The following is a 15,278-nucleotide window of genomic DNA, read 5'->3' as shown; positions in this document are numbered from 1 at the left end:
TCTCACAAAATGGAACTGTCTTCTATTTATCTTAAAGGAAGTCCATCGCTCGGTCTAGTTCAGTTCCGGATCTATCAAGAGAATGGATAGTATCCAGTCCGATTAAGCTGCTCTGCAATGACACGATATCCTCTTGCATTGGGATGTACTCTGTCCCAGAACAACAGTTCACGTTCACGACCTTCAAACCTGTCATATACCTGAGCACACGCATAGTTGCCCGATCCCGCTCCATTCAGAAACGAATTATATTGGCGAACCCAGTACGCAGCTTCCGTCGCTTGTGGGTACGGGTTGTACAATCCGATGGATCGGACCATATACTCATGTTTGCCCTTTAACTGCCGAATGTGCCGCATGATCTGGGATACATTACTGCGGGTTTCTCCGAGTACCTGTGTCATTTTACTGGCATTTGGAATGCCATTACTTGCTTTGAACGTACGAATCAGATCATTCCCGCCAATGGATATGGTAATGATATCCGCTTCACGCAGCGATTGCCGTACTCGGGGATGCGAAGAGATCATCTGCAACATTTCCCCCGACGTCAGTCCATTTACGCCCATATTTTCCATGGATACAAACGTACGAACATTCATTTCTGCCATTCGCCGATATAAAGGAACAAAGCCGGTGCCCAGCAACGCTCCTGTACCTACCGTTAATGAATCGCCTATAGCCACATATCGATATACCATCCCGTCGCCCCTCTCTGCTGTGATTTCTCTGAACCATAATGAACTGCTCTATATCTTATGATGAGTGGCAAGACAAGGCGCGGGATGGTGTCCTTAGGCATGCACCTTTCTTTTGCATAAGATTGTAGTTTTCCTGTAGAGGTAAAAAAAGAAAAAGCCCTGCCGCATAACGCGGCAGAGCCTAATCCATTGCAATGCATTACATGCCTATGGTCCGATCCGAATCAACGGAATCTGATTGTTCCTTGTTCGGGAACGGCCACCAGTTGGCCCGGCCAAACATCTTCACCATCACTGGGACGAAGAATGGCAGGAACAGCAGAGAGTACAAGATCAGTCCGCTAAGGACTACTGTGGCAATCTGCATCATCGAGAGAACACCGGATGGATACATGGCAGCAAATGTACCGCTCAGAATGACCGCTGCAGATAAAATGACGGTTCCCATGTTCTTCATCGCGTATAACATGGCATCCTGTACTTTCATACCTTTGTTCTCATTGAAACGGTCCATCAGGAAGATGCTATAATCCACACCAAGTGCAATCAGCATGACAAATCCGAAGAACGGAGTAACCCAGCTGATGCCTGCAAATCCGAGGATATTAACAAAGATCACTTCGGTTAACGCCATCGATGTGAAATAAGCCAGTAATAAGGAAACGATCAGATACAATGGCATAATGACCGAGCGAAGCAGCACGACCAGAATAATGAATGTACCCGCCAGCATCAGCATTACAGTACGTGTATAGTCGTTATTCGAGATCTCCTGCAGATCTGCAAATGTACTCGTAACGCCACCTACGGCGATGTCTGCTTTTTCAAGCGTACTGCCTTGTACCGCACGATGTACAGCCGCCTCAATGTCAGGAACACGATCAATGGCTTCTGTTCCGTATGGATTTTCGGCGAAAATAACATCAATCGTCATCGTCTTCCGATCTTGAGACAGATACGTATCAAATACTTGTGTGAAGTCTTTGCTGTTCAGTGCTTCTTCAGGAACGTACCAGCCTGCCAAATCGGAATCTGGTGAATTTTGCAATTGCGTCAGGTAGCCCTGCGCTGAATCCAGTCCCCCGGACACCTGTTTAATACCATCGACACTTTGATTCAAGCCATCTGTCAGTTGTGTCAGTTGACCACTCAGATCCGAGAAGCCTTGCTGAATTTTCTCCTGACCACCCTGAAGCTGGCCAAGTCCATCCTGAATGGAAGGAATTTCGCTAATCACTTTGCCCTGACCATCCGCAGCCTGTTTGAGACCAGATTGCAACTGACCGATTCCTGTTACAATTTGACCCAGGCCATCGGCAAGCGCCTTTTGTCCGGCTGCTGCGGAGGCAAACCCTTCATTGGCCTGATTAATTCCAGCAGCGGCTTCCCCAAGTTTGGTCTTAATCTGACCCAAACCTTGAGCAAGCTGCGCTGTGCCAGAACCTGTTTCACCAATTGTACCTTTGATACGCTGGTAATCAGCATCCTGCTGTAATTCAGGATAACGCTCTTCAAGTGCTGTGAAGGATTGGGACAGACTCGTTAGAGCTGTTGAAACCCCGTTCAGCTGTTGTTCCAGTTCGCGGGTTCCATCCCCCAATGCAGCGACCCCTGCTCCCGCCTGACGATAGGCTTCAAGCAACTGATTGTTCGCCTGCGCAAGTTGATCTGCGCTCGTTTTGGCTTGCTGAAGTCCGGCTTTCAGATCACCCGCACCTGCGGAACCATCTCGAATGCCTTTTTCAATCTGCCCAAGTCCCTGACTGAGTTGCGTGATACCCGATTGCAGCTGGGCGGTCCCTTTGGTAAGTTCCCCTGCTCCATCAGCAGCTTCTTTTAATTGTGGTTCATTTTTACTTAGCTGACTGCTGGCTTCACTCAGGCCATCACGGATTTTGTCCAGACCCGTCTTGCCTTCACCCAGTCCATCCGATAATGTTCCGACTTGCTGTGTAACTTCAAAATCTTTAATCTCATCACCCGTAGGTCGTGTCATACTGCGGACACCAGAGACTCCGACTACTTTCTCTACTTCCCGGCTAATTTTCTCGGCAACGGCCATATACTTCGCATTATCCATCGCTTCATCGTTCTGGATGACGATCTGACCCGGCAGTGATTCACCCGGACCAAAGCTGTCAGAGATAATGTTGAATGCTTTTACGGAATCATATTTCTCACCAATCTCATCGAGACTATTGAACGAAAGTTTGCCATCGTAGGTTGCCAGAAGAGGCACACAGACAGCTGCAACGATGAGTAACGCAGCCCATGGACGTTTAAGTGAAAAGCGACCAGCTGCACCATAGATCTTGCTCTCCGCATGTTCAAGTGAACCCTTCGACGGCCAGAATAACTTCTTGCCCAGCACCGCCATGAAGAATGGTACGATGGTCACCAAGGCGAGCATCATCACAGCAATACCTACAGCTACGGCAACCGCAGAGCGGTACAACATAAACTGGGCAAAGCCAATCGCAATGAATCCAACCAGCACGGCAAGTGCTGAGAAGAGTACCGTTTTACCGGCAGTACGATAGGTCGCAATGATGGCATCCCACGTATTTTCATGATGAGCCAGTTCTTCCTTGAACCGACTGATCAGCAGGATGCAGTAATCCGTACCAATCCCAAACATGACGGCGACCATAAAGATCTGTGTAAACGTGGATATCGGGAAGTCGAGCCCATCCACCAGGAATGCAACAATCTGTTGCGATACAATGTAACTGATCCCCACCGTCAGCAGTGGGACAAACGGAGCTACAAACGAACGGAAGACCAGGAACAGAATAAGTAAAATAAAGACAACGGTAATATATTCCGATTTCTTAAGCCCCTCTTGTGAACTTTCAATGGTGTCTTCATCAATCAGACCTTTACCGGTTATGTAGTGCTCCACATTGACGGACTTCAATGCTTCATTCAGGTCTTCCCGCATTTCCTTGACCGTACGATCTCCCTGATCAATGGATAGCGATGTTAGAATCGTTTTGCCATCAGCCGAGATCATCTTCTCGGACAATTCAGGCTGAGAGAAAGGTTCCAGAATGGACAGAATGCCCAGCTTCTCCTTGTCGGCCTCCAATTGCTTAACGGCCTTCTCTGCCTCTTGTTTTCCGGTGGTACCCAGACCTTCCGGATTATAAAATACAAGAGCGATCTGGCTGCCTTGCTGCTCTCCTTTTTGTGCTGCAGCTTCATTCAAAATTGCTGCTGCCTGGGTGGAAGAGTACCCTTCCGGAACCGAAAACTGTCCCTTTTCCCGAATCAGTTCACTCATGTTAGGGGCAGTAAACATCAACACGGCAGCTACAACAACCCATAGCCCCATTAACCACCATCTTGCTTTTAGTATCGCTCTCATTCGTTCTCCTGTCCTCCTTCATGCGTTAACAAAGCTGCAAGCTTCTCAAAAGATTCAATGAAAATTCGGACTTCTTCCGGTTTAAAATGAACCAGATATGGCTCCAGAATCTGCTGTATTTCCTGTTCTGTTTCCCTATATACATGTCGTCCGGTATCCGTGAGTGTCAGATATACAACGCGGCGATCACGTTCATCTCCGGCACGATGGACCAGATCGCGATCTACCAGCTTGTTGACCAAAGCGGTAATGCTGCTCTTGCCTATGCACAGAAGCTCTGCCAGATCAGAGGGCGTGCAGGAAGGTTTCTCTTCAATCAGACGAAGTGCGCAGAACTGATCGGTCGTTATGGTCTGCCCCACTTGTTCACGTATCCGCGTATCAAACCGCTTATTGACCAGAAAGGAAGCATCCAAATAGCGGTTCACCAAACTTTTCGCATCCGGTGTATTCATTCTTCATTCTCCTTTCCCTAATCTATATAGTTCACTTAACGAACTATTCTTCTGTGAAACTATTCTATAATGAAACAATCTCTTAAAGCAATACTTTTTTCCTGCTTTTTTGATGAAAACGACAAAAAAAACAGGACGTCCGACTCAGCTCATTGCCAAATCCAACATCCTGTAATGATTATAATCCATATATTTCTTGAAGTAATAAAATACCTCTGTGCTACTCTTCGTCCGTATCTTCCTCTTTTTCAAGCACACAACGGAATCGCTCCACACCTGGGTATAATTCACCCAGACTATATACCACAAACCCCGTATTCCGATAAAACTCCACGGCTTCCAGCTCGGTCTCAGCAATCAGTCTATCTGGATTGTATGTTGCCAACAGTTGTGAGATCATACCACGTCCATAATTTTTAAAGCGGTTTTCAGGCAAAACCGAGATATGATGAATGGTAACCTCACTTGTTCCTGTCTTCTCATATCCAATCAGACCGATCAATTGTCCCTCATCTTCGTAACCGGCCAGATACAGTTCGTCATTCTCTACATATTGTTTTAACGCACGTTTCAGATGATCCGGATCAGGAAAGACCGAGTAGGACAACAGTTCCTGTACTTCCGGCTCCTGTATGCGTGATTTCAGATTAATTAACACCTTGATTCCTCCTATACCTTGCTTGTTTCCGTTATCGTATTGTAGTCGTTAGCCTCTAAAAGTTCAAGTCGTGTGCCGATTCAGCTCCGATTGAAGCACAGTTGAGATGTTATCCGATACGTTGATCTGCGCCAAATGATAGGCATCCAGCAGTGCGCCCCCAACTGCCGGCAAGTTACTGGTTATGTATTGAATTTTTTTCCCTTCGCGCATATAGGCAGCATCCAGCCCTTTCTGAACAGCCTTCACCATATATGGTGAACTCAGACAACTTCCGGTAAGCGTCATGGACACTGTTGGATGTTCAAAACAGGATGCCAGCATGAGGATTCCCACAACAGCCGTATCGGCAGCCGAGTCACATACCCTAACCGCGAGGGGAATATTCCGGGCAGCAGCTTCAGTCACCATAGACGCCATCTGACCAAATTTGCGATTGGTCACCTGTTTATTTTCGGCAAAACCGGCTATCCCCAGCGCAGCGAGCTCTCGAATTGAGGCAACATTCCAATATTTCAACACCTGCTCAATCCATTCTTCATCCTGCAACTCATAACGTTCCGCGAGGATGGAATGCACCGTGTCGTAAGCCAAGAAACGTGCTGCTGTCGGCGCATAATGACCGAACTGATCATTGCGGAGCCAAGCTCCCTGTTCGGTTCTGCCAAGGATCAGAGATCCTGTTCCTCCAATAGCGACAATACCTGGCTCACCGTCGAAGGCCGCTGTATGGGCGATGTGCGTATCGTTTACCGCACTGATCCTGCCTGTAATCCCCGTAAGAGCGAGCAATGCCTCCGCCCAAACTGTATCTTCAGGCCGATTTAGACCCGCCATTCCTGCCTGAATGGCAGCGATCTGATCTGATTGGAGTCCAGCCTGAGTTATGGCTTCAGCGATACCTTCCAACACATTTTGCTCGGCATGGATATCGTGATAACGATTGCAACCTCCCTTTTGCACATATGACAAAAGCTTTCCGTTCTGATCGGCGACAGCCACACGAGTGTGACTACCTCCTCCATCCATCCCAATCACGTATGTATTCATCCTTGACTCTCCCCTCCCAAGCGAACAATAAGAGTGCCGGGGCTTTATCAGGTCCCGGCAGAGAATTTATTGTTTTTGCACAGCGAAACGAAGCAGTTCACAACGAAATTGTGTCGGTTCATCATACTTTTCCTCTTCAATCGTCTGTGTAATATGCTCCTGAAGCAGAATATTCCAGCCTTTGTAGGCATCCTCCAGTATAGCAATCGCCTCGGCTGTGGGCAGGTTCAGCTCAATTAATGGTTTAATCTCCTTGCCTGTATTGATTTCTTTTTCCTCCACATTGGTACTCATCGTAATACAATGAATGCCCCCTGTACGAGTTCCGACCTGTAATCGGTATATCGCTTCCATGAAGGCTTGCTTATTTGAGACATGTTCCAGACAAGAACAAGCAGCGATATAATCAAAATAGTTTGGCTCCACAGCATAATGTTCAACATCTGCTTTCACTGCCTGTACGATATGATCAACCTGATATTCTTTTGCATACTTGCGTAGTCCGTCTACTGCCTCATCCAGCAAATCCACACCGATGACTTCACTGTTCGTTTTTGCAAGGCGCTGTGCAATCGGTATCGTATGCCTTCCCACTCCGCATCCCAGATCGAGGACACGCAATTCCTCCTTGTGAACAAGGAGACGTTCCAGCATATCCATCACCATAGGCATGGGCCTCGACATCCAGGTACCGGAGGCGAATAATTCATTATTCTGATAGAAATTGGAATGATAACCTGCCTCTGCTTTTCGCGCAGCCTCAAATTGTTCGTTTCCCATCAAGACACCCCCATCGCTTAGAAAATGATTTGCATCTTCTACTTAATACCCAGATTGTCACAAAAAAATCAATTAAACGCCGCACCCCTTAATTATTGGCATACCTATATACACAAGGTCATCGCTTTACTTGGCCTCTGCACTTTCAGGTACGAAGCACGAAGGCGACAGATTTTTCTTCATAAAGGATTCCAGTACCGCCTCATATCCGGTGCGATCAACTTGAAACGCTGTGCCATGACCCGCACGGGGGACGGTCAGCAATTCCTTTTCGGTTGGGCAAGCTTCATACAACCTGTACACCATTTCCGTTGGTACAAATGTATCAGCCTCACCGTGGATGAACAGCACGGGAACGTTAACTTTGGCAAGCTGCTTGAGTGCCGAAGCCTCTCTAAAGGAATACCCTGCTTTCCACCGGGAAATTAGACTTGTGACAGGTATAAAAGGAAATGCAGGTAGCTTGTATAATTGCTTTAACTGGAACGTCAGTTCTTCTTCCACGGATGTATACGCACAATCAGACACAATCGCTTTGACCTGAGTCGGCAGGGCTTCACCACCTGTCATCAGTACGGTTGCTCCTCCCATGGATATGCCGTGCAATATGATTTCCCCTTGTGTACCCACTTTTTCAAGCACCCAGTTGGTCCACTGGACATAATCCTTCCGATCTAACCAGCCAAAACCGATGATATCACCTTCACTCTGTCCATGACCTCGATCATCTGGCATGAGTATGTTATAACCGTGCTTTTCCGCATAAAACCGGGCAAAACCAGCCATTTCTCTGCCTCTCCCCGAATAACCATGTGCCAGAATAACCGTCTGATCCGCCCCTTTATTGGAACCGAGCCATGTACCATACAGTTTTAATCCATCATGTGATTGAAGAGATATCTCTTCTGTAGGCTGAGCATCCAGCCACTTCAGGTCAGAAGCACTGCTAATGATTTCATTGTCCGGTTCAGGCATCAGATTCGGATTATCCACCAAAAATGTTTTTGGCGTACGGCGAATGGCAGTTTTGAAAAAATAAAGCCCACCTGTCCACAGAAGAGCAAGAACGATCAGTACCAGTGCTGCAAGTACGTAAAATAACATGAACGAGCCCTACCCTCTTTCCTTATTAGAATGTTCAATCTTTACTTACTCGTTGCAGTGACGCACATGCTGCTTGATAGGCGGGTAACAAAGCATCCAGCAAAGGTTCTGCTTTCCGTGATTGACCTTCCTTCGCGAACTGCTCTATCCGGGCAAACAAAGTTGATAGATAACGAATCCCCAGACTCAAACTCCCTGATTTCAGATCATGGGCTACCTCAGTTGCAGCAACATGGTCGCCCGACACAATATGTCTGCGCAGCACCTCAATCTTGCCAGGTGTTTCGGTACGATACATGTCCAACAACATACCAAGGAGTGTACGATCGCCATCGGTGTTTAATTCCGCAATCTCATGTACGATGCTCATATTTAATACCTCTGTCGGTTCGGAGGATTGCTGCCACTTCTCGATCATCTTACTCAAAATTTCCAGTGTGAAGGGTTTGCCAATAAAGTCATTCATTCCGGCTTCCATACACTTGTCTTTTTCTCCCTGCATGACATTACCTGTCATTGCAATAATGGGTGTGGAATGGCGCATTTCATCCATTTCTATCGAGCGGATTTTGCGTGTTGCCTCCAAACCGTCCATCAATGGCATCATATAGTCCATGAGAATCAAACTGTATTTTTTGCTGAGAAAAGCAGCTATTGCCTCTTCCCCATTCACTACAGCGTCCACTTGGGTTATTCCCAGTTTCTTGAGCTGTAACATAACAAGCTGTCGGTTGATGACATTATCATCGGCCAGCAATACAGATACAGAAGGAGCTTCATCATCCATATCCTGCCCCTGATGCTCTTGAGCGGAAGCAACAGACTGATTAGCGGATTGGTTACCGTCTTTCTTACCAAGTGTAAGTTCGAACCAGAATGTTGATCCTTCCCCCTCCTGACTGTCTACTCCAATCTGACCTTCCATCAGTGTAACGAGAGACTTGCAGATCGATAATCCAAGGCCCGTTCCTCCATACTCACTTGAGCGTCCTCGTTCAGTCTGCACGTAGGGTTGAAATAACTGGTTCTGATCTTCTTCCGAGATACCAATCCCCGTGTCTTCGACTTCAAATCGGATCATTTGTGTAATCTCATCATCTTCCATAAGGGTAACTCGTATCCGCACTGTACCTTCTGATGTGAATTTGTTCGCATTCTGAATTAAATTGATCAGTATCTGTGTAATCCTCGTTGGATCCCCTTCAAGAAGAGTAGAGATTCTGGGGTCACAGTCTATCGATAACTGATTTCCGTTCTTTCTGACTTGGGGTTCGAGCAAACGAACAATATAGTTTATCGTCTCTTGCAGATCCACTTCTCCCAGTTCAAGTCGCATCTGACCCGCCTCAAGTTTGGACAGATCCAGAAGATCCTGAATCAGCTTAAGCAGCAGTTTGGCAGCATCCTGTATAACGGAAACCGAATTCTCCTGTTCTTCAGACAAGGGAGACAACTTGAGCATCTCAGCCATCCCCAATATGCCATTTAATGGTGTACGAAAATCATGACTGATACCTGCAATAAATGCGATTTTTGAATCACCTGCATCTACTGCTTGCTGACGTGCAGCTTCAAGACTGTTATTGTTCTTTGCAAGCAGACGCTGGAGTGTCACCAGTTCATTATTCATATCCGAGAATTCTGCAAGTGTCCGTTCCTCTTGCTCTTTACTCCGAATCATCTGATCCGATAACTGCTCAATCGTTCTGCGTAGCCTCTGTATCTCTCCGCTCTCATTAGACATCACATCATCCCTCTCTTAATCCCTAACCATATCAAGCTGATTACATGTAGCTGGCTGAGCCAGTAATTGTTCTGCAACCGCTACCGCTTCATCGGCTCCTGGAGCATAACCGTCAGCTCCTATCGTTTTCCACAACTCCTGATCAATATTAAAGGGATATCCCCCAACCATAATCTTCACATGTGCCGTTGCCGGATGATGACGGATCAGATGAATCAACTCTTTGGCCAGATGAAGGTGATATGTCATCGTAACCGATATCGCAACAACATCGCCCTGATGCCGCTCTATAGCCTCTATTACACTTCCATTGGGAACATTGGCTCCCAGATAGTGCGTATCCCAACCTTCCATCTCGAACACATCTGTGAGCATACGCAGTCCGATCTCATGTTGTTCACTACCTACACAGGTAGCCACTAGTTTTTTATCCTGACCTGTATGAATCAACCAGCGAGAATAAAGACGTGATATGAATGACTGGGTCGCTGCCGTACAAAAGTGTTCCTGTCCCACACTGATACGATGGCATTGCCACAATCGTCCAATTTCATATTGGGTGGGCTGAAAGATATATCGATAAATATCACGAATCGTCACCCCAGCTTCTAACTGGGCTTCAATGATCTCGAAGGCTTCTTTCCGTTTATTCTCAAGCAAACACTGCAAGTACGATTGCGCGGCATCTCCATATGGCATGGATTCGTTGATGTAACCCGCCTGTGACTCCATGTGTGTTGTTCTATATATTCCCATCTCCAGGTACTCAAGCAAAAATGCCTTTGACGGATGGTCAAATTCTTCTTCCAATGTCTCTTTGATCAGATTGAGATTAATCGCCAGGTCTTCTGGTGATACCTTATAACCCTCAAGTAGAACTTTCAGCCAGGCAATATAATGAGTAAACAGACCTGGACTCTGTACGAGCGCACTTTCTGCCAAATAGTTCAAGCTATACTCCGAATCCTGTTTGGTTCGCATTTTTCCATTCTCGCCAAATCGCTCAAGTAAATCGGGCTGTCTGAGATACTGTTTCTCCGTTATTTTATCAGCTAATTTCGCAGATTCTTGGAGCAAACGTTCTCCTGCTTCTTGATGACTCATAGATGCACCTCTCCTCTACCCGCATCACATCTCCATCATCATTCGTGACTAATCCAGAATGAGATCGATGTTAGCTAACTTGCAATCGGGATAGGTTCTTCTACTTGATCCAATCCATCCATTCCGCTCTTAATCGTTCTGTTCCATTATACATGAACTTTCGATGATCATGTTTTACACACGATGAATGTATAGAACAATCTTCCTATATTATGGAGGGCCTTGCAAGCCAGTCAGCCAGTATATGCCTGTACTTTTCGAGATCCACAAAAAAACTGACCTGCGTTATGAACGCAAGTCAGTTTTCCCTTCTGCCGCCAATCCCAGCTTCTTCAACATCTTAATCGCATCCACTTTCTCGGAAGGGTCAAGTCCTTCCAAAGCATCAATGATGACCTGATGGTGTTGAGGAAATATCTGTGTGAACAATTCTCTTCCTTCCTCGGTTAACTCAGCGTAAATGACACGCCGATCTTCCTTGGATGGTCGACGAAACAGCAGATTTTTATTTTGCAACTTATCTACAACGTACGTAATATTACCACTGGACATTAACACCTTTTCACCAATCTTTTGCAATGCCTGCGGTCCCTTATGATATAACAAATCAAGCACACCAAATTCTGTCGTATTCAGTCCGTGACTCTGGATGTCCCGATTGGAACGTGAGGTCACAGAATTGTAGGCCCGAACAAGAACCACGAATAATTGTAAAGACAGTTCCCGGTTGTCCTCCGTGTTCAGCATTTCAATAATCCTCCATCAGTTGTTTACATTTCGGCTCGTATGAGAGGCCCGCTTCTGCTCCCACTCCTCACGGAGCATCCCCATACGAATTGAATCATAGTACTGCCCGCGAACCATACGACACTTCCGCATTCGCCCCTCCACCTGTAATCCGGCTCTCACAGCCGCACGCATCATACGTTCATTACCAGACCAAGTAGTCAATCCAACCCGAACCAAAGGCATCTGTTCGAACAAATGACTTGACCACATGGTAAGTGAACGTGTGCCAACCCCGCGTCCCCACTGGACAGATCTGTATATTACAATCCCCATTTCCAGCCACATGGATAACTCATCTTCTATGTAATAGCTGATTGTACCCACAATTTGTCTGTCGGATTCAATAATACGGATTGACACGGGTTTGGAATCGCCTGGATCTACGTCCATACGTTTGAGCATACCTTGTTCAAAACTTTCATAACTTTCGTGTTTAAGTGGGTAATAGGGTGCATCCCATTGCTTCCATTCAGGTACGTCATCACTGTAGATCAATTCATAGAGCTCTTTCAGATCCTGTTTCTCCACACACCTGAGTACAAGTTCACCATCAACGATAGGCAGTTCTTTCATACGATGAAAAGCACCCTCTTCCATATTAAGAACGATGAAGCTCTTCGATACTTCCGTCCGCATTGGCAAGAATGACTGTACTAGCCATATCCACAAATAGTCCGTTATCAACAACACCTGGCAGCATGTTCAACTGAACATTAAGGTCCGCAGCGTGATCAATCGCCTCCAAGTGGCAATCTGCTATCAGGTTTCCGTTGTCTGTCAGATAACGTTGCTGTCCATCCATCCGCCACTGTGGCTGACACCCCAATTTTTCGAGCGCCTGTAAGGTCCACTCAGAAGCAAATGGAACCACCTCAACTGGAAGCGGGAATTTCCCCAACTTTTGCACGGCTTTGCTGCCATCCGCTACAATAATCAATTTGTCACTATTGGCTGCCACGATTTTCTCACGCAAAAGAGCCCCGCCCCCCCCTTTAATCAGGTTAAATTCGGGATCTACTTCATCAGCGCCATCAATGGTCAGATCCAGACGTCCAATCTGGTCAAATGGGACGATGGGAATCCCCCATTCACGGGCAAGCTTGTCCGAAGCCTCTGAAGTGGCAACTGCTTGAATGTTCAATCCATCACGTACCCGCTCACCGATCCGGCAGATGGCATAATAAGCTGTTGAACCTGTACCCAAACCAACCTTCATTCCATCCTCAACATATTCTGCCGCACGCTCTGCTGCTATCTGTTTAAGATTCATCTATAAACCCCCGCTGCTCATAATTTGAGAAATGCATATGTAGTTATTATAGATAAAACCGCTTCCGATGTATATCCGTGCCTTCTGTTGCATCTTTGCCATCATATTTTTGTTTTGTTGAAGGATGTATTTTTACCCACCATGTTATAGAATACAGAATGAAGCTAAAAAATGGGAAATTTTAAAATAAACAGTTCTAAATACCTATAATACATCTGATATGTCCATAAATACGTAAAATATTAAAAAAAATTTAACGATACTATTCAATTTAACGACATTTTATACGACATATTAATTATAGATGTGTTTTAATAATTAGACACCTATGGTTCATACGGTACATAAGTCTCTACGAAAGCGACTGATAAACCAAGACCATGGTCGCATAAATTTCCTTTGGAGGGGATCACGGAATGATCTAGTTCACTGTACGAATGCAACCCTAAAGTTTCTTAATTTAAAGAAGATCAGGAGTGGAATTAAGTGAAATCATTAAGTTGGAAAAGCATGTCGTTTTTCTCCAAAAATCTGTTACTCTCATTTACCAATATCATTATCATCGGGGTAGCACTTATCGCAAGCAGTTACTATTTCCAAAAAACAGTTCTTGTTGATCAACTGCATGGACAGGTAGAACAAATTACCAAAAAGTGGGCTGAAGATATCAATCCTGCCGAGGTACAAGCTGCTATTGCGGAAGGTAGCTATGATGGAGCAACACAAACGAAATTACGAGCGTATTTCGATGAAATGCAAGAATATTATCCTAACATTGCACAAGCCTACATCTTCGGTGTTGAGCTCGGTGGCGATAACAAGAGATTAACTTCCCTTGTAGCGATGCCGACCAACCTAAGAGAGGCTTTTCAAAGTGAGAACGTAAATATTGGTGACATGTATGAGCAGCCGGTCGTTGTAGCCAATGCACTGAAAGAAATGCTTAATACGGATCGCCCAACATTCACAACATTTTATTCCGATGATTTCGGAACATGGACAACCATTGCATATCCAATCAAAGACAGCAACGGAAAGATTTTCTCATATTTTGCCATTGATGCAGATGCATCAGCCGTACCCGCAGGACTGAACTCCTTGCTTAAAAACGGAATTATCATCCTTGTCGCCTTCTTGCTGTTATTCCTGATTATCCAATACCTTGTAGTTAAAAACACACTTTCCCCTATCCGTCACTTGATCAAAGGAATTGATGACGTAAGTCGGGGTAATTTGAATGTCAACATTCCGACAGGCAAAGACGATCTGGGACTCGTTAACGAGAAGTTCAACACCATGGTTCGCAAAATCAACGATACTATCGTTAAAGTGCAAATCACATCACAAGAAGTAAATCAGTCTGCCAAAGAACTATATGAAGTATCCGAGCGCAACAGTGAGAATGCAGATTCTATTAATAATAATGTGACTCAAATCACTTCCAACATTCGTTCACAGGAACAGGCAACCCGGGATAGTGCACGTGCCATGTCCGAGATGGCTACCGTAATCCAGACGATTGCCAGCAGCTCGGCAAGTGTAGCGGATGAAGCCTATGAGATGGAACGTCGTTCGCAACAAGGTAACAGTGTTGTCCGTCAGGTATCTGAACAGATGAATCTGATTACGGAATCGGTTAAGAATACGGCTTCTGCCATTAAGGTTCTGGAGAGTCGTTCACAGGAAATCGGCGATATTCTCAATATCATCTCGGGAATCTCCAGCCAGACTAACTTGCTTGCTCTTAATGCATCCATTGAAGCAGCTCGTGTTGGTGAAGAAGGAAGAGGATTTGCAGTTGTTGCAGGTGAAGTACGCAAACTTGCTGAGCAGTCTGAACAAGCAACCAGCCAGGTTGGCGTATTGATCCAAGAGATTCAAGCCGGAATTAAACAAGCTGTACGTGCTATGGAACAAGGTACATCAGAAGTAGATACAGGGCTCAGCGTAGCCGATCAAACAGGACAACTGTTCGAAGATATTTTAGAAGCAGCGAAAAAAGTATCTAATCAGATTCAGGAAGTCTCAAGCGCGACGGAAGAAATCTCTGCGGGTACGGAGGAAATGACCGCTACGGCAGATGACTTGTCTTCAAGCGTAAGTAAGACAGCAAACAGCAGTGAACAAATTTCCTCATCTGTTGATGAGCAAAAAGCATCTTTGATTACACTGGTGGACTCCTCCACACGTCTTAACAGCATGTCTGAGGAACTCCAAGAATTGATCTCTCATTTCAATGTAAGCAAACAATAATTC

Annotated in this window: 13 protein-coding genes; 1 reads left to right on the top strand and 12 read right to left on the bottom strand. The window is 45.7% G+C overall.

Annotated elements, in window-relative coordinates; genetic code table 11:
• Nucleotides 1-74: 74 nt before the first annotated feature.
• The 12 genes from NZ043_RS20045 to rpiA form a co-directional block, all read right to left on the bottom strand.
• Complete coding sequence (locus NZ043_RS20045) at nucleotides 75-701, bottom strand: GDSL-type esterase/lipase family protein (protein WP_339309109.1); 627 nt, start codon at nucleotides 699-701, stop codon at nucleotides 75-77.
• Nucleotides 702-900: 199 nt separating this feature from the next.
• Nucleotides 901-4,068, bottom strand: a complete 3,168-nt coding sequence (locus tag NZ043_RS20040) for an MMPL family transporter (RefSeq protein ID WP_339309108.1) — start codon at nucleotides 4,066-4,068, stop codon at nucleotides 901-903.
• Nucleotides 4,065-4,523, bottom strand: coding sequence for a MarR family transcriptional regulator (locus tag NZ043_RS20035; RefSeq protein WP_091032016.1), 459 nt, complete (start codon nucleotides 4,521-4,523; stop codon nucleotides 4,065-4,067). Before NZ043_RS20035 ends, NZ043_RS20040 begins: the two co-directional genes overlap by 4 nt.
• A 220-nt stretch (nucleotides 4,524-4,743) precedes the next feature.
• A complete protein-coding gene (locus NZ043_RS20030) occupies nucleotides 4,744-5,181 on the bottom strand; it encodes a GNAT family N-acetyltransferase (RefSeq protein ID WP_249911117.1) in 438 nt (145 codons plus the stop codon).
• A gap of 63 nt (nucleotides 5,182-5,244) precedes the next feature.
• Complete coding sequence (locus NZ043_RS20025; RefSeq protein WP_249911118.1) at nucleotides 5,245-6,231, bottom strand: BadF/BadG/BcrA/BcrD ATPase family protein; 987 nt, start codon at nucleotides 6,229-6,231, stop codon at nucleotides 5,245-5,247.
• A gap of 66 nt (nucleotides 6,232-6,297) precedes the next feature.
• Complete coding sequence (locus NZ043_RS20020) at nucleotides 6,298-7,011, bottom strand: class I SAM-dependent methyltransferase (protein WP_339309107.1); 714 nt, start codon at nucleotides 7,009-7,011, stop codon at nucleotides 6,298-6,300.
• A gap of 126 nt (nucleotides 7,012-7,137) precedes the next feature.
• On the bottom strand, nucleotides 7,138-8,115 hold the full coding sequence (locus NZ043_RS20015; protein WP_339309106.1) for an alpha/beta hydrolase: 978 nt from the start codon (nucleotides 8,113-8,115) through the stop codon (nucleotides 7,138-7,140).
• A gap of 34 nt (nucleotides 8,116-8,149) precedes the next feature.
• Nucleotides 8,150-9,859 (bottom strand): ATP-binding protein, encoded by a 1,710-nt coding sequence (locus NZ043_RS20010; RefSeq protein ID WP_339309105.1) that lies wholly within the window; start codon nucleotides 9,857-9,859, stop codon nucleotides 8,150-8,152.
• Between the two features lie 15 nt (nucleotides 9,860-9,874).
• Nucleotides 9,875-10,963: a cobalamin-dependent protein gene (locus tag NZ043_RS20005; protein WP_339309104.1), complete on the bottom strand. Its 1,089-nt coding sequence runs from the start codon at nucleotides 10,961-10,963 to the stop codon at nucleotides 9,875-9,877.
• A 285-nt stretch (nucleotides 10,964-11,248) separates the two neighbouring features.
• A complete protein-coding gene (locus NZ043_RS20000; protein WP_017689273.1) occupies nucleotides 11,249-11,710 on the bottom strand; it encodes a MarR family transcriptional regulator in 462 nt (153 codons plus the stop codon).
• A gap of 15 nt (nucleotides 11,711-11,725) precedes the next feature.
• Nucleotides 11,726-12,325, bottom strand: coding sequence for a GNAT family protein (locus NZ043_RS19995; protein ID WP_256332287.1), 600 nt, complete (start codon nucleotides 12,323-12,325; stop codon nucleotides 11,726-11,728).
• A gap of 25 nt (nucleotides 12,326-12,350) precedes the next feature.
• Complete coding sequence (gene rpiA / locus NZ043_RS19990; RefSeq protein ID WP_091032039.1) at nucleotides 12,351-13,022, bottom strand: ribose-5-phosphate isomerase RpiA; 672 nt, start codon at nucleotides 13,020-13,022, stop codon at nucleotides 12,351-12,353.
• Nucleotides 13,023-13,532: 510 nt separating this feature from the next.
• On the opposite strand from rpiA, the gene NZ043_RS19985 reads away from it, so the two are divergent.
• Nucleotides 13,533-15,275, top strand: a complete 1,743-nt coding sequence (locus tag NZ043_RS19985; protein WP_339312807.1) for a methyl-accepting chemotaxis protein — start codon at nucleotides 13,533-13,535, stop codon at nucleotides 15,273-15,275.
• Nucleotides 15,276-15,278 lie beyond the last annotated feature (3 nt).

The sequence above is a fragment of the Paenibacillus sp. FSL k6-2145 genome (genome assembly GCF_037976585.1).
Taxonomy (GTDB): Bacteria; Bacillota; Bacilli; order Paenibacillales; family Paenibacillaceae; genus Paenibacillus.
This window is presented reverse-complemented; position numbering and strand designations above follow the sequence as displayed.